The sequence below is a fragment of the Candidatus Baltobacteraceae bacterium genome (assembly GCA_036489885.1).
GTDB lineage: Bacteria > Vulcanimicrobiota > Vulcanimicrobiia > Vulcanimicrobiales > Vulcanimicrobiaceae > JAFAMS01.
The window spans coordinates 1,419,835-1,441,867 of record DASXEW010000003.1 but is presented as its reverse complement, the minus strand read 5'-3'; the positions used below and the strand labels follow the sequence as shown (position 1 = coordinate 1,441,867).

Annotated in this window: 23 protein-coding genes and 1 pseudogene; 14 read left to right on the top strand and 10 right to left on the bottom strand. The window is 60.4% G+C overall.

Going from position 1 to position 22,033, the window contains the following annotated elements; all coding sequences use genetic code 11:
* The first annotated feature begins 75 nt into the window (after positions 1 to 75).
* The 13 genes and pseudogenes from VGG22_13010 (at position 76) to VGG22_12950 (ending at position 11,040) form a co-directional block, all read left to right on the top strand.
* Positions 76 to 1,269, top strand: a complete 1,194-nt coding sequence (locus tag VGG22_13010) for an amino acid ABC transporter substrate-binding protein (GenBank protein ID HEY1729290.1) — start codon at positions 76 to 78, stop codon at positions 1,267 to 1,269.
* Positions 1,269 to 2,147: a branched-chain amino acid ABC transporter permease gene (locus tag VGG22_13005; protein HEY1729289.1), complete on the top strand. Its 879-nt coding sequence runs from the start codon at positions 1,269 to 1,271 to the stop codon at positions 2,145 to 2,147. Before VGG22_13010 ends, VGG22_13005 begins: the two co-directional genes overlap by 1 nt.
* The gene (locus VGG22_13000; GenBank protein HEY1729288.1) at positions 2,144 to 3,097 is read left to right on the top strand and encodes a branched-chain amino acid ABC transporter permease; all 954 of its coding nucleotides are present in this window, start codon (positions 2,144 to 2,146) and stop codon (positions 3,095 to 3,097) included. Before VGG22_13005 ends, VGG22_13000 begins: the two co-directional genes overlap by 4 nt.
* Positions 3,094 to 3,822 (top strand): ABC transporter ATP-binding protein, encoded by a 729-nt coding sequence (locus VGG22_12995; protein ID HEY1729287.1) that lies wholly within the window; start codon positions 3,094 to 3,096, stop codon positions 3,820 to 3,822. Before VGG22_13000 ends, VGG22_12995 begins: the two co-directional genes overlap by 4 nt.
* Positions 3,819 to 4,547 (top strand): ABC transporter ATP-binding protein, encoded by a 729-nt coding sequence (locus VGG22_12990; GenBank protein HEY1729286.1) that lies wholly within the window; start codon positions 3,819 to 3,821, stop codon positions 4,545 to 4,547. The genes VGG22_12995 and VGG22_12990 overlap by 4 nt, the downstream gene beginning before the upstream one ends.
* A 118-nt stretch (positions 4,548 to 4,665) precedes the next feature.
* A pseudogene (locus VGG22_12985) lies at positions 4,666 to 5,028 on the top strand (HU family DNA-binding protein).
* A 59-nt stretch (positions 5,029 to 5,087) separates the two neighbouring features.
* Positions 5,088 to 6,305 (top strand): phenylacetate--CoA ligase, encoded by a 1,218-nt coding sequence (locus VGG22_12980; GenBank protein ID HEY1729285.1) that lies wholly within the window; start codon positions 5,088 to 5,090, stop codon positions 6,303 to 6,305.
* Entirely contained in the window at positions 6,302 to 7,048 is a 747-nt protein-coding gene (locus VGG22_12975) for an enoyl-CoA hydratase-related protein (protein HEY1729284.1), read from the top strand. The genes VGG22_12980 and VGG22_12975 overlap by 4 nt, the downstream gene beginning before the upstream one ends.
* Positions 7,033 to 7,839, top strand: coding sequence for an enoyl-CoA hydratase-related protein (locus tag VGG22_12970; protein ID HEY1729283.1), 807 nt, complete (start codon positions 7,033 to 7,035; stop codon positions 7,837 to 7,839). Before VGG22_12975 ends, VGG22_12970 begins: the two co-directional genes overlap by 16 nt.
* The gene (locus VGG22_12965; GenBank protein ID HEY1729282.1) at positions 7,836 to 8,744 is read left to right on the top strand and encodes a CPBP family intramembrane glutamic endopeptidase; all 909 of its coding nucleotides are present in this window, start codon (positions 7,836 to 7,838) and stop codon (positions 8,742 to 8,744) included. Before VGG22_12970 ends, VGG22_12965 begins: the two co-directional genes overlap by 4 nt.
* Positions 8,745 to 8,805: 61 nt before the next feature.
* A complete protein-coding gene (locus tag VGG22_12960) occupies positions 8,806 to 9,222 on the top strand; it encodes a hypothetical protein (GenBank protein ID HEY1729281.1) in 417 nt (138 codons plus the stop codon).
* Between the two features lie 134 nt (positions 9,223 to 9,356).
* Complete coding sequence (locus tag VGG22_12955) at positions 9,357 to 10,727, top strand: acyclic terpene utilization AtuA family protein (GenBank protein ID HEY1729280.1); 1,371 nt, start codon at positions 9,357 to 9,359, stop codon at positions 10,725 to 10,727.
* A gap of 1 nt (position 10,728) precedes the next feature.
* Entirely contained in the window at positions 10,729 to 11,040 is a 312-nt protein-coding gene (locus VGG22_12950; protein ID HEY1729279.1) for a DUF4387 domain-containing protein, read from the top strand.
* On the opposite strand, the gene VGG22_12945 is transcribed toward VGG22_12950, so the two are convergent.
* The 7 genes from VGG22_12945 to VGG22_12915 all read right to left on the bottom strand — a co-directional run bounded on the left by VGG22_12945 (position 11,037) and on the right by VGG22_12915 (position 19,425).
* Positions 11,037 to 11,732: an ABC transporter ATP-binding protein gene (locus tag VGG22_12945; GenBank protein HEY1729278.1), complete on the bottom strand. Its 696-nt coding sequence runs from the start codon at positions 11,730 to 11,732 to the stop codon at positions 11,037 to 11,039. The two genes, VGG22_12950 and VGG22_12945, sit on opposite strands and share 4 nt — an antisense overlap.
* 83 nt (positions 11,733 to 11,815) lie before the next feature.
* A complete protein-coding gene (locus VGG22_12940; protein ID HEY1729277.1) occupies positions 11,816 to 12,862 on the bottom strand; it encodes an ABC transporter substrate-binding protein in 1,047 nt (348 codons plus the stop codon).
* Between the two features lie 15 nt (positions 12,863 to 12,877).
* Complete coding sequence (locus VGG22_12935) at positions 12,878 to 13,636, bottom strand: ABC transporter permease subunit (protein ID HEY1729276.1); 759 nt, start codon at positions 13,634 to 13,636, stop codon at positions 12,878 to 12,880.
* Positions 13,633 to 14,391 (bottom strand): ABC transporter permease, encoded by a 759-nt coding sequence (locus tag VGG22_12930; GenBank protein HEY1729275.1) that lies wholly within the window; start codon positions 14,389 to 14,391, stop codon positions 13,633 to 13,635. Before VGG22_12930 ends, VGG22_12935 begins: the two co-directional genes overlap by 4 nt.
* Positions 14,376 to 15,710, bottom strand: a complete 1,335-nt coding sequence (locus VGG22_12925; GenBank protein HEY1729274.1) for an MmgE/PrpD family protein — start codon at positions 15,708 to 15,710, stop codon at positions 14,376 to 14,378. Before VGG22_12925 ends, VGG22_12930 begins: the two co-directional genes overlap by 16 nt.
* Entirely contained in the window at positions 15,707 to 17,791 is a 2,085-nt protein-coding gene (locus tag VGG22_12920) for a hydantoinase/oxoprolinase family protein (GenBank protein HEY1729273.1), read from the bottom strand. Before VGG22_12920 ends, VGG22_12925 begins: the two co-directional genes overlap by 4 nt.
* Positions 17,788 to 19,425, bottom strand: coding sequence for a hydantoinase B/oxoprolinase family protein (locus tag VGG22_12915; GenBank protein ID HEY1729272.1), 1,638 nt, complete (start codon positions 19,423 to 19,425; stop codon positions 17,788 to 17,790). The genes VGG22_12920 and VGG22_12915 overlap by 4 nt, the downstream gene beginning before the upstream one ends.
* Positions 19,426 to 19,469: 44 nt before the next feature.
* Here VGG22_12915 and VGG22_12910 point away from each other — a divergent pair, with 44 nt between their 5' ends.
* Positions 19,470 to 20,201, top strand: coding sequence for a GntR family transcriptional regulator (locus VGG22_12910; protein HEY1729271.1), 732 nt, complete (start codon positions 19,470 to 19,472; stop codon positions 20,199 to 20,201).
* On the opposite strand, the gene VGG22_12905 is transcribed toward VGG22_12910, so the two are convergent.
* The 3 genes from VGG22_12905 to VGG22_12895 are packed head-to-tail and all read right to left on the bottom strand — an operon-like array spanning position 20,198 to position 21,867.
* A complete protein-coding gene (locus VGG22_12905; GenBank protein ID HEY1729270.1) occupies positions 20,198 to 20,485 on the bottom strand; it encodes an antibiotic biosynthesis monooxygenase in 288 nt (95 codons plus the stop codon). The genes VGG22_12910 and VGG22_12905 overlap by 4 nt on opposite strands.
* A complete protein-coding gene (locus VGG22_12900; protein HEY1729269.1) occupies positions 20,486 to 21,343 on the bottom strand; it encodes a glycoside hydrolase family 16 protein in 858 nt (285 codons plus the stop codon).
* Between the two features lie 38 nt (positions 21,344 to 21,381).
* On the bottom strand, positions 21,382 to 21,867 hold the full coding sequence (locus VGG22_12895) for a hypothetical protein (protein ID HEY1729268.1): 486 nt from the start codon (positions 21,865 to 21,867) through the stop codon (positions 21,382 to 21,384).
* Positions 21,868 to 22,033 lie beyond the last annotated feature (166 nt).

Below are 22,033 nucleotides of genomic sequence, written 5' to 3'. Positions count from 1 at the left end.
TATATGATGCGACTTTTGGAGGATGGCTGCCGTTACTCCTCATAACCCAGGGGAACTCACCGGAAGGAGAGGGGCATGAAGTCAGCCAGCGCATCCAAGGGGATCGCTTTTCTTTTGAGCGCCGCCATACTCGCATGTTTTATCGGCGCTAGTTCGCACAAGGCAAGCGCGGCCGATCCGATCGTCATCGGGACGACGGTTTCGGAGACCGGCTCGTACGCAGAAGTCGGCAAGTACGCACTACAAGGTTATCAGCTCTACGTCAATCAGATTAACGCACACGGGGGCTGGCTCGGACGTCAGCTTCAATTGAAAGTGTACGACGACGCGAGCGATCCGGCGACTTCGGTCACCGAGTATCAAAAGCTCGTCCAACAGGATCACGTGAATCTGATCGTCGGACCGTACTCGAGTGCAATCACCGCGGCGGTCGCGAACATCGCCGATCAGTACAAGATGCCGATGATCTCACCCGAAGTCGCATCCGTGGGACCGTTCAAGCGTAATCTCAAGTACATCTTCCAAGGTACGGCTACGTCTGACCGCTACGTGTACGGCGCGATTCAAATCGCAAAGCAATACGGCTACAAGCGAATCGCATTGACCGGCGAAGACACTGCTTTCCCAAAGTCGATCGCCTCGGCAGTCCCGGACATGGCGAAGGCGGCTGGTCTCGACGTCGTCTTTAGCGAGCTATATCCGCACAACGCATCCGACTACACGGCGATCGTTCAGAAGATCAAACAATCGAATCCGGACGTCGTGCTCGCAATCTCGTACTTCCCGGATTCCGTCGGCATCATTCGGGCGCTCAAACAAGCCAACGTGACGCCGAAGGAGCTCTTCTTCACGATAGGCCCAGCCGAACCGAACTTCGCGAAGGAAGTCGGAGCCGACGCGCAAGGCGTGCTCTTTGCGAGTAACTGGAGCTCAGAGCTCAAGACGAAAGGCAACGCCGAGTTCGCCAAGGCGTTCAAAGCCGCGTTCGGAGTGGATGCGGACTATCACTCGGCGCAAAACTACGCCGCGATGCAAGTCCTCGGCGCTGCGATTGCCAGTGTGAAATCGCTCGACAACGACAAGATCCGCGATTACATGGCGACGCACGAAGTCGACACGGTCTGCGGAACGTATCACGTCGATTCGACCGGAATGCAGACGGGCTACGATTCACTGACCGATCAGTGGCAAGGCGGAAAACAACTCGTCGTGTACCCGAGCAAATGGGCACAAGCGAAGTTGATCACTCCATACGCCTGGGCTAAATAGTGCACCTAGAGCTGGTCATCCAGCTCATCATCAACGGTCTGCTCTTGGGCGGCGTGTTCGCACTCGCCGCCCTTGGGCTGAACGTTATTTTCGGCGTGACGCGAATCGTCAATCTCGCACACGGCCAGATCGTCATCGGGACGGCGCTCGCGTGCGCCGTCGTCTTTCAACGGTACAACATCACGCCGATCGAAGCGCTGCCCGTCGCGCTGATTGCGGGCGCAATCTTGGGAACGGTGTTCGAGCGTCTTCTGCTGCAGCGTCTTCCCGAACACGCCCAGAGCCGTGAATGGTCGTCGCTGCTCATCACGTTCGGCGTCTCGTACTTCCTGATCGGACTTAGTCTTGCGATCTTCAGCGGCGACTTCCGCTCCGTTGCGTATTTAACGGACTCATGGCATGTCGGCTTAGTCGATTTTCCGAAGGCGCAAGTTTTGGCATTCGTGCTCGCGATTTTGATCGCCGGCATTCTCGGCCTCGTACTGCGCTCGACGCAAGTCGGACGCGCGCTGCGCGCGGCCAGTCAGAATTTGGATGGAGCGCGTGCCTGCGGGATCGACATCAGCCGCATGCGCACGCTGAGCTTTGCGCTCGGCTGCGCGATCGCTGCTGCGTCGGGCGCGCTGCTCAGCATGATCTACGCTTTCAACCCCGACACGGGCTCGCAATTCACGCTGATCGCGTTCAGCGTCGTCGTGCTCGGCGGCCTTGGAAGCTACGCCGGAGCCATCCTCGGCGCGCTTTTGCTCGGCCTCTTCGTATCGTTCGTGGGATTTTACGGCAACACGCACCTCGGTTCGATGATGCCGTACGTCGTTTTCATTCTCGTGCTGCTGTTCCGGCCGTCCGGAATTTTAGGTAAGCCCGCAACCACGTGAATCTACGCATTCTCGGTTTTGCCGCCCTAGCGGTGCTTTTTATCGCTTCGGCGCTCGTGCCGTTATCCGGAAACGGTTATATTCTCTCGCTGTTTTATATCAGCTTGCTCTTTACTGGGCTCGCATACGGCTGGAATATCATCTCAGGCTATGCCGGCTATCTTTCGTTCGGGCAAATAACGTTCTTCGGGATCGGCGCCTACGTCGTTGCGATCGGCACGACTCGCTTTCACGCCGAGTGGTGGGTGTGCGCGCTGATAGGCGGCGCCTTGTGCGCAGCACTCGCCGTCCCGATGGGTTATCTGATGCTCCGCTTGCAAGGGCCGTTCTTTGCACTCGGAATGCTCGGCCTGGCGCAGAGCTTGCGCATAGCAACCGATACGATTCCCTTTACCGGTGGCGCCGAGGGCATCTATCTTCCGCCGGGCGCGAACGCCGTCGTCGTCTACTACTGGACGCTGGGCGTCTTGGTGCTTGCGATTCTTCTGACGGCATGGATCGATCGCAGCGCATTCGGACTTCGGTTGCGCGCGCTTCGCGAAGACGAGCGCGCGGCGGGCACGCTCGGCGTCGATACGACTTCGAGCAAAGTGCAAGCCTTTGTCTTGAGCGCTATCGTCCCGGCACTACTCGGCGGCGGCTACGCGTGGTATCTGACGTACGTCGAGCCAAGCTCGATCTATTCAACAGAGATCGAGCTGCAGACGGTCGCGATGGCGATTCTCGGCGGAATGGGAACGCTGTGGGGACCGCTCGTCGGCGGCATCTTGATGTCGCAAGTCTCCGAAACGCTCAGCACGAAATTCCCGCAGACGCACTTGATGATCTTCGGTGCATTGATCGTCGTCTTATTGATCGCGCTGCCGCGCGGCATCGTCCCTGCGATTGTGGAACGTCTTGGACGCAAGAAGGCGGCTGCGAAACCACTTCCGCAAGAGGCCGTCACATGAGCGCGCTGCTCGAGATCGACAGCGTCAGCCGTTCGTTCGGCGGATTACGCGCGCTTACCGACGTGAGCTTCTCCGTCGGCGAAGGCGAGATCGTTTGCATCATCGGTCCGAACGGCGCCGGCAAGACAACGCTGTTCAACGTCATCAGCGGCGTCATGCCGCCATCGACGGGCGACGTGCGTTTCAAAGGAAAGTCGATCGTCGGAATGCCGACGCATAAAATCGCCCACGCCGGCATCGGACGAACGTATCAGATCGTGCGTCCGTTCGTGCGACTCTCCGTCGTCGACAACGTTGCGGTCGGAGCGCTCGTGCACGAGAAGACGTACGCTGCTGCGCGACGCACGGCGATGGAAGTCTTGGAGCTCGTCCGTCTCGCGCACTTGGCCGACGTCCCGGCTTCGAGCTTGACGCTGACGCAACGCAAACGTTTGGAGGTCGCGCGCGCGCTCGCGACGCGTCCAACGCTCATACTTCTTGACGAAGTGATGGCCGGTCTCAATCCGACCGAAGTCGACGCGATGTGCGCGTTTATTCTCGATCTGCGCAAGCATGGGATCTCCGCCGTGGGCGGGATCGAACATCTGATGCGCTTCGTGATGAACATCTCCGACCGGATTATCGTCCTCGATTTCGGACGCAAGATCGCTGAGGGAACGCCCGCGGAGATCTCGACTGATCCGGAAGTCATCTCCGCGTACTTCGGGACGCCGATCGAGACGTGAGCCTCCTCCTAAAGCTGGAAGATGTGCACGTCTCTTACGGAGATTTCGAGGCGCTGCACGGCGTTTCGCTCGAAGTCGAGGAAGGTTCGATCGCTGCAATTCTCGGTGCAAACGGCGCGGGAAAGACGACGACGCTGCGCGCGATTTCCGGCTTGACGCCGCCGCGTAGCGGAACGATTACGTACGACGGCGAGCGCGTCGACGGACTCTCGGCGCGCAAGCTCGTCGAGCGCGGAATTGCGCTGACGCCCGAAGGCCGTCAGCTTTTCCCCGCGATGTCGGTTGAAGATAATCTGTTGGCCGGAACAGAAGCGCGCGCGACCTCGCGCGCCCGTGCAAATCTCAAGAAGATGTACGATCGTCTACCGATCCTGGCAGAACGCCGTGCGCAACTTGCCGGCACCCTGTCGGGCGGCGAGCAGCAAATGGCCGCAATTGCGCGCGCACTTATGTCGGAGCCGCGCTTACTGTTGTTAGACGAGCCGTCGCTTGGGCTCGCACCGCGCATCGTACAGCAGATTTTCGACTGGGTTCGCGAGATCCATCAAGGCGGAACGACAGTCGTTCTCGTCGAGCAAAACGTCGCATCGTCCTTGCAGTTAGCGAAGAGTGCGTACGTTCTCGCGGAGGGTTTAGTTGCGCTTCACGGACCTGCCGAGGAGATTGCATTAGATGCCGGCGTACGTCAAGCATATCTAGGTCACACGGCGGTTGAAAACGGCTGAAAAAATAACGGGAAACCCTCGATTTCCCTTGAAAGAGGCGTATAATCGCCCTGGCAGCGTCTTGCCGCTAGGCACTTAGAGTCGTGCCCCACGCTCTCGGGAGTTACGCTCCCGCCGAAAGGAAAGAATGACCAAACCTGAGCTTATTAGAGAGCTTGCCGAGGACTTCGAACTTCCGCGCAGACAGCTCGCGGAAATCGTCGAAACTATCCTCGAGAAAATGACCGCCACCCTTAAAAAGGGTGAGAAGGTTCAGCTCACGCCATTTGGCCAGTTCAAAGTCCGCAATCGTCCTGCCCGCATGGCTCGGAATCCGCAAACAGGCGAACCGGTGAAAGTACCGGCGAAGCGCGTGATGCGTTTTCTTCCCAGCCGTGCACTTAAGGAAGCAGTCGGCGTTAAGCGTGGCGCATCAAAGGCCAAAGCCGGCGCAAAGAAAGCCAAGAAAGCTCCCGCGCGCAAAACCGCTAAGCGCCGCTGATCTTTTCTCCCGAGGAGCGCCTGCCGCGTCCTAAGCTGGAAGCACTTCAGCTTGAACGTTTGCAGGCGCTCTTTGCACGTCTAAAGACGAACGTCGCGCTCTATCGCGAGCGCCTCGAAGGCCGGCAGCCCCCACGTTCGCTCGATGAACTGCAAAAGCTGCCCTTCACCAAGAAAGCCGATTTCCGGGATACATATCCGCTCGGACTACTCGCGGTCGAACCTGAGAAATTGCGGCGGATTCACGCATCTTCCGGCACGACCGGGAACCCGACGGTCGGCGCTTATACCGATCTCGATCTCAAGATTTGGGGCGAGGTCGCGGCGCGCTGCCTGGCTGCCGCCGGTGTTCGCACCGGCGAGATGTTTCAAGTTGCATGGGGCTATGGGTTGTTTACGGGCGGCCTCGGAATGCACGCCGGCGCCGAACGTCTGGGCGCGTGCGTCGTCCCAGCTAGCAGCGGAAACACCGCGCGGCAAATGCAGCTGCTGGAGTCGCTTCCGGTCGTCGGGATCGGATGCACGCCGAGCTACGCGCTCTTACTCGCCGAGCGATTTCAAGCCGAAAAGCGCAAGCCCAAAGCGCTGCGCATCGCCCTGTGCGGCGCCGAAGCGTGGACGACCGAAATGCGCAGCGAGCTCGAGCGGATGCTCGGCGTTACCGCGACCAACATTTACGGTCTGACCGAAATCATCGGCCCCGGCGTCGCGCAAGAGTGCGCCGAGGCCAAGGCCGGGCTGCACATTTTCGAAGATCACTTTCTTCCCGAGATCATCGACTCTTCGAGCGGGAAACCGGTCCCCGACGGACAGCTCGGCGAACTGGTGCTGACGACGCTCACGCGCGACGCGATGCCCGTGCTGCGCTATCGCACCGGCGACATCACGCGTATCAATCGCAGCACATGCTCGTGCGGTCGGACCCATGCTCGTATGGACTGGCTTCTCGGCCGCGTCGACGACATGTTGACGGTGCGTGGCGTCAACGTGTTCCCGACCGCGATCGAGGAAGTCTTGCTCTCGTTCAACGAGCTGACTGCGCAGTACCGTATCATCCTTGAACGTCCGCACGGCGGTCTCGACAAGCTCAGCGTTGAGGTCGAGCATTCGACCGGCACGCAAATGGACCACATCAAGCTCAGAGCCGCCGTCGAGCACAAGCTCAGCGAAGTCTTGGCCATATCGCTGGATGTGCGAATCCTCGCGCCGATGACCATCGAGCGCGTCGAGGTCGGGAAGGTGAAGCGCGTGTTCGACAACAGAAACACGGCAAAATGAGCGACATTCTCCGCGAGACGCCCGCCGACGGCGTGGTCGTGCTTCGCCTCAACCGTCCCAAGAAACTCAACGCACTCTCCAATGGCGTCGTCGCCGATCTCGGCGAGATGCTTACAGACGCGCAGATCGACGGAGCCCGGGCCGTCATCATCGCAGGCGATGCGCGCGCATTCGCTGCCGGCGCCGATCTGGATGAATTCCTCGAGGAAGGCCCGTTGCTTGCTGCATGGGATCTGATCTGGAGGTGCGAGCTGCCGATGATCTCCGCAGTGCGCGGCATTGCGTTCGGCGGCGGACTCGAGCTTGCGATGAGCTGCGACTTGATGGTCGTCGCGGAAGACGCGCGCCTCGGACAGCCCGAGATCAAGCTCGGTCTTATTCCCGGCGCCGGCGGAACGCAACGGCTGACGCGCGCGCTCGGAAAAACATTGGCGAGCGAGCTCATCATGCTCGGCGGCGAGATCAGCGGACAACTCGCGTACGAACGCGGACTTGCGAATCGCTGCGTACCCTCAGAACGTGTCGAAGCAACGGCGCTCGACCTCGCGACCTCGCTTGCTGCGGGACCGCCGCTTGCGATCCGCGCGGCGAAACGCGCGATCATGCACGCATTCGAAGATGGCTTGCGGACCTCGCTCGAGCGCGAGCGCGCCATCTTCTTCGAGCTTCTCGAAACCGAAGACGGACGCGAAGGCGTTTCCGCATTTCGCGAACGGAGGGCAGCACAATGGACGGGACGATAACCGCGGAGCTGCGCGTCGCAATCGAAAGCGGCGTCGCGACGATCACGTTCGACCGGCCGGCGCAGTACAACGCGCTGACGGCGACGATGCTCGAAACACTGACGAAAACGTTTGTCGATCTGGAGCGCAACAAAGACGTACGCGCCATCGTTCTGACCGGAGAAGGCAAAGGGTTCTGCTCCGGACAGTCACTCGACGATCCGTCGCTTGCGGGTGAAGGCGGCAAAATCGACATCATGCGTACGGTCGAAGCGCGTTACAACCCGCTCTTACGCAAGATGCTCGGTCTCGAGAAACCGATTGTTGCGGCGATCAACGGTCCGGCTGCCGGCGCAGGCATGGGCATTGCGCTGGCCTGCGATCTGCGCTTGGCTTCCGAGACAGCCTCGTTCTCGACGGCGTTCGTGCGAATCGGTCTCGTGCCCGATAGCGGACTCTCGTTTTTGTTGCCGAGGCTCATCGGTTACGGCCGTGCGATGGAAGCGATCTTGCTCTCCGAAAAGATCACCGCACAACGCGCGTATGAGATCGGCCTCGTTAATCGCGTTTGTGCGCCGGAGAAGCTCCTCGCCGAAACGATGGAGGTTGCCGGCACGCTCGCGCGCGGTCCGCGCGCGCTGGGTCTCGCAAAGCGCGAGCTTGCGCACAATACCTTCGGTTCCCGGAGCGTTGACGAAGCGCTGCGCTACGAAGCCGAGATGCAAGCCATCGCCGGCAACAGCTCCGATTTTGCGGAAGGCCTGGCCGCGTTCCGCGAAAAGCGGCAACCGGCTTTTACGGGGCAGCCGTGAACCTTCGCTGGGTTTTCCTTGGCTCTGCCGGGATTCGCGCCGGTTGGAGCATCGCTATTTTCGCGGCGATCGTAGCGCTCGAGGTCTTCACTCTTAATTCTGCCGCCCGGGCACTTCATTTGCATCGCCTTACCGGTCAGGGCGAGATACCGCCGCTAGTGACACTTGCCTTCGAGGCGGTGTTCATCGTCACGGTCGCGATCCCGACATTCGTGATGTCGCGCATCGAAGGCCGTTCGTTTCTCGCGTACGGCTACTCGGGGCCGCGTAGGCTCTCGCGTTTTCTTTGGGGTCTGCTTTCCGGCGTCGTCGCGCTCTCTGCGCTCGTCGGAGTTCTCGCTCTCGCGCATTTGATCGTTTTCGATAAACCAAATTTAAGCGGCCCGTCGATCCTCGGCTACGGGCTCGCATGGCTGATCGGCTTTACATTCGTCGGAATCGCGGAAGAATCGTGGACGCGCGGCTATTTGCTCTTCACGCTGACGCGCGGCTTGAACTTTTTCTGGGCTTCGATCATTCTCTCGATCGCATTCGGAGCGATTCACTCATCGAATCCCGGCGAATCTCCGCTCGGCCTCGTCGGTGCCGCGGTTATCGGTCTTGTTTTCTGCTTCAGTATTTGGCTGACCGGATCGTTGTATTGGGCGATCGGCATTCATGCCGCCTGGGATTGGGCGCAAAGCTATCTATTCGGCGTGGCTGACAGCGGCTTACGCATGCGTGGACATTTTCTCGAATCGCATTCGGCCGGCACCACCTGGTTGAGCGGCGGCGCTACCGGTCCGGAAGGCAGCGTTTTCTGCCTGTTGACCATGCTCTTGATTGCACTTGGTCTTTACTTAGTATGGGGACGCAAGCCCGCTCTACGAGACAAAGGCTCACTTTTCGCGCAATCTTCATCCTAAAGCATGAGCAATCCGCGCGGACGGGTATAGGGTGTCAACCGAAAGGAGACCCAAATCTCGTATGCGTTTGTTCCTAGCAGCACTTATCTTCAGCGCGGGCGCGATGATCGCCGCACCTGTCGGCGCACAAACCACCACGACGACGACCGTCGATGTGGTCGGACCTCACAACCCGTACTGCGGATCGTGGCAGAACGGCACGTTTGTTCCTAACGGCAATTGCGTCGAGGATGCAGTCCCGGCAGCGACGACAACGACCGTTGTAGAACATCAAGGCCGCGTCATGCAGCGCGTTCGCGGAACGATCACGTCCGTGCAAGGTCACCTCGTGACGGTGCAGATGAGCACCCAGACGCTCGTCATCAATGATTCACCCGCACTTTCAGCCGACCAAACCGGTCGCGTTGCAGTCGGACGAATGATTACCGCGCACGGCTATTGGGAAGACGGCACGTTCTACGCAACCCGATTCCAATAGGACTGTCATCCCGAGCGTAGGCCCAGAGTAGGCCGTAGTCGAGGGACCGCGATAATCGTGGTCCCTTTTCTTTTGGCGTAACACCGCCGCTGCGCCGCAAAAGGCGGCTTCGCGGTCATGCAGAACGCCGAATTATGATTACAACCGCAGAGTTTCGCCTGCTCTCGACCAGCGGCTTGTTGGGTTACGGCTTTCCCGAAAGTTCGCTGGAAGCCGGAATCGCACGCGAACCACACATGATCGGCGTCGATGGCGGGAGCACGGATCCAGGTCCGTTTTATCTAGGATCCGGGAAGACCGTCAACTCGCGTCGCGCGATGAAGCGCGATCTTGCGCTGATGCTGCGAGCCGCTCTTGGCGCGAACATTCCGCTCGTCATCGGAAGCTGCGGCGGCTCGGGTTCCGATCCGCATCTCGAGGGGGTTGCGGAGATCGTTCGCGAGATCGCTCGCGAGGATGGCTCGCATTTTCGGATGGCGTTGATTCGCGCAGAGCAAGATAAGGCTTCCCTGAAGCGGCGCCTTGCGGCCGGAAAAATCAAGACGTTGCGCGTCGGTCCGCCGCCGCTCGACGAAGCGACGATCGATCGTGCTGCACACATCACGGCGATGATGGGGCCTGAACCATTCATGCGCGCGCTCGATGAAGGCGCGCAAGTCGTGCTTGCGGGTCGCAGCAGCGATCCGGCGTCGTGGGCTGCATGCGCGATGCGCGCCGGCCTTCCGCCCGCACCGTCCTGGTATGGCGGAAAGTTTCTCGAATGCGGCGCAACCGCTGCCATCCCCAAAGGCCACGATTGTTTGCTGACGTGGGTCGGCGAAGACTATGTCACCGTCGAACCGATGAACGAATCCCGGCGCTGTACTCCGGTCTCGGTTGCAAATCACAGCTTGCACGAGAACTCGAGTCCCACGATCTTCGTCGAGCCGGGCGGAATTCTCGACACGACCGATTGCCGGTTTGAAGCTCTTTCGGATCGAGCCGTAAAGATCTCGGGCATGAAATGGTCGCAAACTCCCTACACCGTCAAGCTCGAAGGCGCGGAATTCGTCGGCTATCGCTCGATTACGATTTGTGGAACTCGCGATCCGATGCTCGTCGCGCGGCTCGACACTTTCCTCGATGAGGTTCGCGCCAGCGTTGAGCTCAAGGCCAAGGCGCTGGACGTAAAAGCTGACGACTACAAGCTCGTCTTCCACGTGTACGGGCACGACGGCGTGATGGGCCCGCGCGAATTCATCCGGGACGTGCGCGGACACGAGGTTGGAATACTCGCCGAAGTCGTCGCCTCGACCCAAGAGGTTTCGAGCGCCGTACTTGCGCTCGCGCGCGTGACGCTGCTGCACACCGATTTTCCGGGACGCCTCTGCCGCGAAGGGAATATGGCGTTTCCGTACTCGCCTGCCGACATCGTTACGGAACCATGCTATCGCTTTAGCATCTTCCACATTGCTCAGCCCGCGGATCCATACGAGATGTTCCCGATCGCATACGAGGCCGTCTGAGATGGCGCTGATTCGTGACATCGCCGAAGTCTGCAAAAGCAAGAACGCCGGCCCTTTCGAGCTCACGATCGACGTCGTCTTTGCCGACCGGACGACGTACGACAAAGTGGCCGCGACGCGCGTCCTTGGTCCGTCGTTGTTTGCGAAGCTCTATAACGTGAAACCGGAGGAGGTGCTCTTCACCGAATATCCGGCCGGGCTAGCATTTAAAGCCACAATTCCGCGCGCCGTCTCGTCCGGCGACGTTGGTGACACCGACGTCTACGGCGCACAGCAGCACGCGCCGTTGCTCGACGTCGACATCCCGATCTAACCCGAGAGCGAAGCCGAGGTCTTCAGCAACTCCCAGATGCGTTGACGTATCGCGAGAAATTCGGGATGCGCCTTTACCTCATCGGTGCGCGGGCGCGGAAACGGAACTTCAATCGTCATCTGAATCTTCGCTGGGCGTGCTGAGAGTACCAAGATACGGTCGGCAAGATAGATCGCCTCTTCGATTCCGTGCGTAACAAACAGCACCGTCTTCTTATCGCGCTCGAGAATACGCGCGAGCTCGTCTTGCAGCAAGTCGCGCGTTTGCACGTCCAGCGAGCCGAACGGCTCGTCCATCAAGAGTATTTCCGGATCGACTGCCAGTGCGCGCGCGATCCCGACGCGCTGCTGCATTCCGCCACTGAGCTGATGCGGATAGGCATTCTCGAATCCGCCTAAACCGACGAGGTCGATGAAATGCCGGCTTCGTTCGACACGTTCGCCTTTCGGCACGCCAAGCAACTCGAGACCGAACTCGACGTTCTTCAGCGTCGTCCGCCACGGGAAAAGATCGAAGCCTTGGAACACCATGCCGCGGCCTTTTCCCGGACCCGTTATCTGCTTGCCCGAAAGATAGACGCTGCCGCTGTCCGGCGGAATGAGGCCGTCGATGATCCGCAAGAAGGTCGACTTTCCGCATCCGCTCGGACCAATGATCGCCAAGAACTCGAGGTCGGCAACGGCAAACGTCAGGTCGTCGATGACTGGAACCGTCTGGTCTCCGTGGCTAAAGCTCTTGCTGAGGTCACGGACCTCGAGCTTCGGCTGCGTCGTAATCAGAGACCCTGCCTGCCGAGTTCTTTCATGGCCTGCTCCGCATACGACGAATCGACGACCTGATCGATGTTGATCGAACCGGTTATATCGCCCGCGGCTTTGTAGAGCGGCATCAAGTCCTTGAAGTCGGCTCCCGTCAGAACGTTTTGATCGGGCCAGGCTCTCATCGTCGTCGACAGCTGCGTCCAAAGCGGCTTCAGGGATTGCGGCGTTGCGGTCTTCGCATCGGCTAACGTCACGTATTTGTGATACATGTCGACGTACCAATTGAAATCACGATTCGCACGCCGGAATGCGACGGTCGTCGCCTTTATCAGATCGACGGCAGCGCGCGCATTATCCTTATTCTTCAGCCACGAACCCTTGGCGGCCCAGATCTCGTTGATCCAGATCTTGTAGAACTCCCACGGCTGGAAGAAAATCTTGTATGGGCCTTGTTTGGCGACTTCACCGGCCTGATCGAAATGAATCGGAACAGCCGCGACGCGTCCTGAGAGAAGTGCACGCATCCGGCCGCCCGAGCCCCCGATCTCGACAACGGTGATCTTGTTGATGTCGACGCCGTTTTTGAGCAACGGACCCAACAGCATGACGTGTGTGATGTCGCCTTTGCCGTTGACGGCAACCGCGTTGTCGGGTTTCTCCAGATCTTTGTACGACTTGACTTTGTCGGTGTTGACGACGAAGACCAAATCGGTGTTCCGGTAGTACATGCCGATGATCTTGACGTCGGAACCCTGTTCGTCGGCGCCGAATATGCCGGTCGGTCCCGGCGTTCCGAACTCGGTCGAGCCCGCAACCAGGTTTGAGGTCAGCGTCCGAATCTGATCGATGCGCGCGACCTTCGGCGCAGCGTATGCGGGCATCGCCTGGATGCCTTCGAAAACCGCGGCCGTCCCCGGCACGTGAATGTCGAGCGCAAAACCCAGCAGCTCGATATCGAGTGCGCGCTTCGCTTGCGCGCTTGCCGCAAGCGGCAACCCCAGTGAAGCTGCGCCGCCGATTCCGCCGAGCAGTTTAATTGCGTCACGTCTGATCAAACTCATAGGTCCCCTCCTTCGTTATGCACGAGCACGTTCTTCGTACCAAGGCGCCAGCATCCGCGATGCCGCCACCAGCAACGTATTCACGATTACGCCCAGCGTCATCAACAGCAAGATGAGGCCGAGCAATGGCGCGGTCGAAACGCCGAGTCCCGCGTTGTGCAACAGCGCACCGTATCCGACGACCACGAACATTTCGGCCACAACCATCGCGCGTATTGCATGCGTGAGACCGATACGCGCGGCCGTAAAGAGATACGGAAAAAGCGCCGGTACCATGACCTTCCAAAATCGCTGATCCGCGCGGGCGCCGAATGCACGGCCGACTTCCAGCCAGCGCGGCTCGATGCCGCGCGCGCCTTGATAGACCGTCAACATCACGAACCAAATCGTCGCGATAAAGACGATCGAAACGCGGAACCAAAAGCCGGTTCCCAGGACTAAGATGAAAAACGGAACGAGCGCTGCGACCGACGTGACGACGGCCATGTTCAACCACGGGTGGACGAGAGCGTCCACGAGCGGCGAGCGCGCCATCACGATGCCGACCGGCGCTCCGATTGCGTACGCGAGACCAAAGCCGATTGCCATTTGCCGCAGCGAGCCGGCTAGCGCGTCGACTGCACTGCCGTCCAACAGTTGAGGCATGAATTGCATAACGACGGACGACGGCGGCGCAAACAGCGCGTCGCCCATGCGCATGCCGATCGCCTGCCACGCGAGCAGTGCGATCGCGACGCCGGCAAGCTGCAGGCCGAGCTTGAATGCGCGGTTCATGAGGCTCTCACGTGCCATGGGAGCGCGCGTGCCTCGGCCCATTTAAGAACCTCTTGCGCGACCAAACCTACGATCGCAAGCAATACGATAATCGATAGAACACCTGCGGTGTCGAACCGCCGCGCATCGTCGTTCATCATGTATCCGAGGTTCACGGCTGCGAAAAAGAGCTCGGCCGTGATCATCGCATTGATGCCGCGCACGATTCCGATCCGCACCGCGAGAAAGATGAACGGCAAGATTGCGGGCGCGAGCACTTTCCAAGCGAGGGTAGTCCCACTCGCTCCGAACGAGCGTCCGACGTCGATCAATTGCGGCCGGACGTCACGGACGCCGGCCTCGACTGCGATGATTATTTCGAAGATCGACATGAGGAAGATCAGCGCCACACGCGCCCATAGATAGAGCCCAAACCAGACGATGAAAAACGGAACGAATGCGACCGGAGGAACCGTGTAAATCGCATTGATGACCGGGTCGAACATCGTTGAGAGAGCGGCGCTGCGCCCCAAGAGAAGACCGAGCGGAATGCCGATCGCAAGCGCAAGCCCGGAGCCGATCAACATCGCGGGCAATGCCTTCGCCAGCGCAACGAGCAGCGCTCCGGAAAGCGAGTCCGTCGCCAGACGCACCAAAACGATCGAGGGCGGCGGGAGAATGATGCGTGGGAGATCGCGCGCGACGAGTTCCCAGCAGATCAGTCCAATGAGAATCGAAGCTGCGTATGCGCCGCGATTGCCTATTCCAGCGCGCATGCCAGCTCACGAATGTGTGCGACTTGGTCGAGCCGTTGGACCAGATCCATCACGTGGTGCGCCCGGTCTTTCCCAAAGACGGGCTCTGCAAGCATCATGAATTTTTCCGCGGCGCGCTCGCTGCCGGGCGGCCTTCGGCTTTCGGTTACGAACCGGCTACCGTCTCGCAGCACGACCGTAATACGATGCGGCCATTCCTCCGGATACGCTTGCTGCAGTACCGGATCGAAGGTCACGCGTACCCGCTGCGTGAGGGCGCGGGCGGCGGGTTCGGCAAGACGATCGGCATCAAAATCGGCAAGCGCGATCGCGCCGTCGAGCAGAACGCGGGCCGCAACATACTGGTGACTGAGGATTGCGTCGACGCGCGAGACGACGGCCGGCTTATCCGAGACTTGCATCGATTCGCGAAACGTCGCGATCTCGACCGATTCAATCGCATCAGCCTGAAGATGATGACGCGCGCGCAGCTCGAGCAGCGCCTCGACGGGCCCATGCGTGAAGCGACACGACGGATACGGTTTCATCGTCGTGCGCTCGAAGACGTACGTTTCTCCAAGCCCAAGTGTGTACTCGCTTACGTTACCGTTGCGCGACATCACGCGCGCGATGCCCCACTCGCCGTCCAAGACGCCGTGCGGGCCTTGCAAGCCCGCGCGCTGCAGCTCGAGGGCCGTAATCCCTCCGCGCGCGGCATGCGCACCGTTCAGCGCCGTATCGACCATCGAACCGTCAACTTGATACTGACGGATCCCCGCGGCCGTCTCACCTGCGAGGCCAAGCGCATCCGCAACCGCATCCGGCTCGAGTCCGTACGCGCGTGCGGCCGCCGCGCATGCGCCGAAGACGTTGCACGTCCCCGTGTTGTGAAAGCCCGAGCCATAATGCGTCGGCCCGAGCGCCGTCGACACGCGAACGCTCGTTTCGTAACCCGCGAGCGTCGCGGCCAAGAAATCCGCACCCGAAGCGCCGGCTGTTTCAGCAGCTGCGAGAGCCGCGCCGACGGCGCAGCTGCCGGGATGCACGGGACCATCTTCATAGGTGTCGTCGAAGGTGTGCACGCGTCCCGCAAACGTGTTCAGGAAAGCGGCGTGCGGCGCCGGTAGGCGGCGCCTGCATCCGATCACGACGGCATCTTCGGCACCGCCCCACCGCTCGAACGGCGTTCGGGCAGCGACTGTCTCCGGCGCGCGCACGCCGGCGCAGATGACGCCGAGCGTATCGAGCACGTGCAGCTTCACCTGGGCTTGAACGCGAGCCGGGACGTCTTTCCAGCGCAAACGCGCGATGAAATGCCCGAGCTGCTCGGCGGCGGTCATGACGGCAGTGTCACAATCAAGCTTCCGTTCTCGGCGACGCGCCCGCGCGAACCCGGATGCAAGACGACGGTCGACTCCGCTTCTTCGATCACCGCCGGCCCAGCGATGCGCGCCCTCGGACGCAGTGCGTAACGATCGTAGACCCCGCCCGTTACGAATGCGCCACGCGAGGAAAAGTAGATTTTGCGCTCGCCCTTCTTCGCCCGCGATCCGGTACCGGAGATACGCTGCAGCTTCACCGCTTTGCGTTTGCCGCTCACGATGACGCGCACGCTGGTTACTTCAAGCGGTACATCGGGATTGAGGCGATGAAATCGTTCGCGGTATAAATGGAGAAAACGCGTACGCAACGTGGCCACGTCTTTTTTGCGAAATACGGCGTTCGGCAGCGCAACTGATAGTTGAAAGCTCTGCCCACGGAAACGCAGGTCGACCTCGCGCCGAACGATGCATTCCGAAGCCGCGACGCCCGCGCTTCGCACGAGTGCCCGGCCCCGCGACTCCATTTCCCGTAGTCTTGGATTCACGTCAACCGGCTCGAGCATCTCAAGCGGCGCCGGAATGGCATGCAACATCTCAAACGACGGCGGCGCCACCAGAAATCCAAAGGCCGACATGACGCCTGCGCGCAGCGGATAAACAATCGTTCGAATTCCAAGCTCGCGCGCGATCGCTTCAGCGTGCACGGGACCCGCACCGCCGTACGCGACAAGCGTGTATTCGCGCGCGTCCTTACCGCGTTCGAGACAATGAATCTTGGCGGCGCGAGCCATGTTATCGTTGACGACGTCATAGATTCCGGAAGCCGCGCGCACGCGCGACAGCGCAAGCGGTTGCGCGACGCTTCGATCGATCGCAGCCGCGGCCGCGTCGCGATCGAGTTTCATCCGGCCACCTAAAAACGAATCGGCATCCAGATACCCGAGAAACAAATCCGCGTCGGTTACGGTCGCGGACTGGCCGCCCAGACCATAGCACGCGGGACCGGGAGATGCGCCGGAGCTTTGCGGACCGATACGCAAGCGGCCCGTTGTGTCGACGTGTGCGATGCTTCCGCCGCCGGCGCCGATCTCGATCATCTCGATCGAAGGAACGCTGAGCGGCAACCCGCTTCCCTTTGCGAACCGGAAGACTCGCCCGAATTCGAAACGATCCGTATGCTCGGGCGCTTGGCCTTCGATCAAACAAATCTTAGCAGTCGTCCCGCCCATGTCGTATGCAAGGATGCGATCGATATCGTGCTCGCGTCCGATGAACGAAGCCGCAATCGCGCCTCCGGCCGGACCGGACTCGACAAGCCGCACCGGATGCGAGAGTGCAGTTTGCGAGCTGATCGTGCCGCCGTCGGACGTCATCAAGAGCAGCGGCGCCGTCACGCCCAGCGAACGCAAGCCTCCCGCGAGATTATCCAGATAGTCGCGAATCTGCGGCTGCACGTAGGCATTGGCTACGGTCGTGCACGCGCGCTCGTATTCGCGGATGTCGGGCATTACGTCGGACGAAAGGGAAACGTCGATCCCGGGTGCTTCTTCGGCAAAGATCGCGGCTATGCGCCGCTCGTGCACTGCCTTGCGATAGGCGTGCAGCAAGCAGACGGCAACCGCACGGACATTGGCTTTGACGAGATCGCGCGCGAGCGTGCGGACCCCTGATTCATCGAGTTCTTGAAGAACGTTCCCCAAGCGGTCGAGACGCTCGTCGGCTTCGAAAACAAGTTGTCGCGGGACGAGCGGTTGCGGTACTTCCAAGTCGATCGCGTAGATGTCGTAGCGGCTTTCGCGACCGAACTCGAGGACATCGCGAAATCCTTTGGTCACGATCAGCGCTGTGTCCGCACCGCGCCGCTCGATCAATGCATTCGTCACGAGCGTGGTCCCATGAACCACGCGTGCAAGATCGGCACTTGCAAACGAACCGTTCGCAAGTATCTGCCGCGCACCGCGAAGGACGGTTTCCGCAAGATCTCCGTAGTCGTTCAAGACCTTGCCTGTTTGGACGCGCCCGCTCGACGAATCGAACACTACGAGATCGGTGAATGTACCACCGATATCGACGCCGAGTGCGAACCGCTTCGGACTCATGCGTAGTCGCGTTGCGCCGAGCCGGGGGAAACAATTCCACCTTCAACGTCGGCGCGCAGAGCGTCCGGATTGCGCTCGTTTGCGGGATAGACACCGCCGGAACCCGGCGTTTCCATCCGCAGAACGTCGCCGCGATTCAAGATGACCGGCAGCTTGTCCGGGATGCGCGTGCCGTTCAACGTCAGGTCACCGGCTGCTCCCGGTTTTCCACCGCGAAATCCCTGAGGGGGCGTATGAAGCTTGCCGTGCTCGGCGCGCGCCGTCACCGGCCGTTCCGAAAGCGATTCGATTGCAAAATCCTGACCGCATCCGCCGCGGAACCGGCCCGCGCCACCGGAATCCGGACGCAAGCGCTTATGCCGCACGAGCACGGGAATCGCATTCTCCAAAACTTCAACTGGCAGGTTTGACGAGTTCGCCGGGAAGCTCATACAGTGCAAACCATCTTTGTTTGCGCGCGCGCCCATGCCGCCCATGACGAACAACATGTCGGAAAACGCACGGTCGTCCGCGTCGCGTCCGGCGAGGTACAGCAAGAACTTGTTGCCGGATTCCGCCAAGATACGCTCCGGGATCACGTCGGCGAGCGCTGCCACGATCGCAACAGGGATATAGTGACCGCTGCTCGGTTTCATTTTAACCGGTGCCGGCCACGTCGGATTGAGGAAGCTACCTTCCGGTGCTTGCACCTTGATGGGCGCGAACGTGCCTTCGTTGTTCGGCAGCTCCGGACAGACGAGGCACTTCATGATGTATTTGCACCATACGCCGGTGTAGACCAGCGTTGAATTGATGCCGAGCGTACTTTGCAGCGAGCTGCCCTCGAAGTCGATCGTCACGTCGCCGTCAGTGCAGGTCACCTTTGCGCGGATGTCCATCGGCCCACTCGGCCCGTCCATTGCGGTCTCGCCGTAGTAAACCCCGTTCGGAATCGCTTTGCGAATCGAGGCACGCATGGTTCGCGCCGAGCGCTCGAGAATCGCGCTGCCGAGCCTGTCGAGATCCGCTAGCGCGTGCCGTTCGAGAAATGCTTGCAGCGAGCGTTCCATCACGTTGCAGCCCGCGATTAAGGCACGCACATCGCCGCCAACCTGTCCCGGCGTGCGAACGTTGGCTTCCAGCATCTTGAAGAACGTTTCGTTCTCGCCGGCAGCCGTCGCGACGCGCAGCGGTGGGATGATGACACCTTCTTCGTAGACTTCACGCGGCGCACCGGAGAGACTGCCGCCGATGTCACCCATATGTGCGATACACTCGGCGAACGCGACGAGCTTCTTTTTATGAAAGATCGGCGCGACGATGGCGATGTCGTTGAGATGTCCCATGATCCACCACGGATTGTTGGTGGCCAGGACGTCGCCGGGTCGCAGAGTTTCCGGCGGAAAGCGTTTGAGTAGCTCTTTCACGACGATCGAGGTCGCGCCGGTCTTTGAAGCGATGCTGACGTCTGCGGCGAGCAACCGTCCTTGCGGATCGTAGAGCATCGCGCCGAAATCGCGTCCTTCGACGACGACCTTGGACATTGAGGTGCGAATGATCGCGAACGCTCCCTCGTCGACGATCATCACGAGGCCATTCCACAGGATCTCCAGATCGACGGGATCGATCGCTCTTGAGGCGTGCGTGCGGCTCATCCCAGGAAGCTGCCAATGGTATAGACAACTAGACATCTCCTGCCGTGAGCCTCGCGTTTCCGCCGCTCTACTACCGCATCCAGGAGATGCTGCGCCAGCAGATCGCCTCGGGAGAGCTTGCCGTCGGCGCCCGCGTCCCATCCGAGAGCGAACTCGCCGAACGATTCGAGACGACGCGCAGCACGGTCCGTCAAGCGCTCGCGCACCTTACGTTTGAAGGCCTGATCGTGCGCCGCGTTGGGCACGGCACGTTCGTCGCAAAACCGCAAATCGAAGGCCATCTCTCCACATCGCGACCAATCTCGTTCGAAGAACAAATGGAAGAGGCCGGCGTGCGCGTCGGTTTTCGCCTGATCAGCTTTGAGGAAGTGGCCGCCTCGGAAGAGATGGCCAGTGCTCTGCAAGTTGCACCGAAGTCGCACATCTTTCGCTTGCAGCGGTTGCGACTCGTCGACGGCGAAATCGTCGGTTACGAGGATCGCGCATTACCGCAACGCATCGGAAAGCGCATACCCGCGTCGTCCCTCACGAATACCTCGGCGATGGCGATGACCGAATCCGCGATGGGCGCACGTTTCAGCGGCGCGGCGGTAACGGTTGCCGCCGAACCGTCGCGCGCCAAGATCGCGAGGCTGCTGGCAATCAGAGTCGGTACGCCGATTCTGCTGCGGATGCACACGTTCTTCGACCAGAACGGCGTCCCGGCCCTGACCGGAAGCGCGTACTATCGCGCCGACAAATTCCGGTTTACGTTTCGATTCGGCCGGACGAGCTAGTCGACCGGAATACAGAAAACCGGCGTGCGCGATTCGGCGAGCTTCATCAATCCGCCGCCGCCGTGTGCGAGAAAATGCGGCGTCTCACGGTGTTTCCAATATGCGGCTTCATCAACGTATTGTTCGTAGATGAATATCGTGCGCTCGAGCTCCGTCGCTTTGTGGCCGACGTACATCTTGCAGCCCGGCTCTTTCACCGATTCCGACGCGAGCACGCGCAGATGCGCGAGCGCCTCTTCTTCTTTACCGGCCTGGATAACGTACGTGACCGCTAAACAGTACAATTAGCGCGAGATTGTGACTGAAGCGATCTCGAAGTCGGCCGGAAGCTTTCGGTGCATCGGAATCGGAAGCGGCCCATCTTGGACGCCTCCGACCGCAAGATCCATAACCAGCACCATCGGTACGCTCGGAATGCCACTCGTGATCGTCCAGTACGGCTTGTTGTCGACGTACCACGTAAGATGATCCGGACGCCAATCGATGCCGAACGTGTGATACTCGTGCGCGTAGTTGATCAGTTTGCGCTGTGGATTGCCGATGCGCGTGCAATTGGTTAGCGCCTGATAATTCTCGACGATGACGCACCGGTTCGAAGCCACTGAGCCGTTCGACCACGTCGCAACCGATGCGGTGAAGCCGTTCGTATGACTGCCGAAGCCGTCGAAGATGTCGATCTGTCCGCCGAGCGGACGTCCCTCGGGCGTGCGCATCCAAACCGACGGCCAAAAACCGTTGCCGATCGGGACCTTCAGCTTTACGCTGATGCGTCCGTAGAGATATGCATCGTTGCTCTCGACGCGGCCGGCTTCGACCGGATAGTCGTAACCCGTTGCAGGATCGAGCACGTCGTACGAGAGCGCGTTGAGGTGCAGCACGCCGCGATCGACGATAACGGCATCGGGCGTGTAGTACTGCTGTTCAGGATACGGCGTGTCTTGACCGGCGCCGCGGTGCTCGACCGCATGCCAGTGACGGCGATCCAGCTGATTGCCATAGAACGCGTAGACCGTCGTTCGTGCGATAACCGAGGGCTGCGGCCCCGGGACTTCGGGCAGACCCTCGTGGGCGCGCGCCGCCAAAATGGGCGCAAAAGCACTCACGGCGATGACCGCAACGACCGCGAACCGCACAAACCGCATCTCTCTCGGTTTCGGCGGCGCGGCTGGGTTGCCTTAGGTTAGCTCGAGATCGCCCCGTTGGAGATCGATTCTGAGGACCCGTCGCTGTACGTGACCGTCCCCGTTTCCGTGGCGTCGATGGTGAAGGTCACGAGCGAGCCGCCGGTCACCGTCCAGCCGTACGCTCCCTGGCGGGCAAGTTTCGTCGAATTGAGCCCGCCGACATAGGCCGAACCGCTACCCGAGTAATTTTCCGAAACAATTGGAGCGCTCGTCTGCGACAAGGTCACGTTCTCGACGACGGCATTGTCTTCGTTGAGCGCGGCGACGTGATCGTCAACCGCGACGGAACACGTCTCATCTCCGGTTTGCGTGATCGAACACCCCAAACCGAGATTGACGAAGGGTGGCGTCGACGATGAAGTCGCTTGGCTTTCACTCAGCCTGAATGTCGAAGTCGTCCCAGACGTACTTATCGATGCAGTGATCGTGTCGTACCCCTGAATGGCACCGGAGAGCGCATATAATGTTACGTTTCCGCTCACTGACGCCGACGTCGGTGATGAGGTCTTAGGGTAAGCTGACTGAGGCTTTGCGGCTCAGTGCACGCGCTATCGTAGAAGACCTCTTCGGTAAGGACATCAGTCGTGGCGCTGATCGGATCGTCGGAATATTCATAGCCTCCCTGACACGACGAGAGCGTTTGCGCGT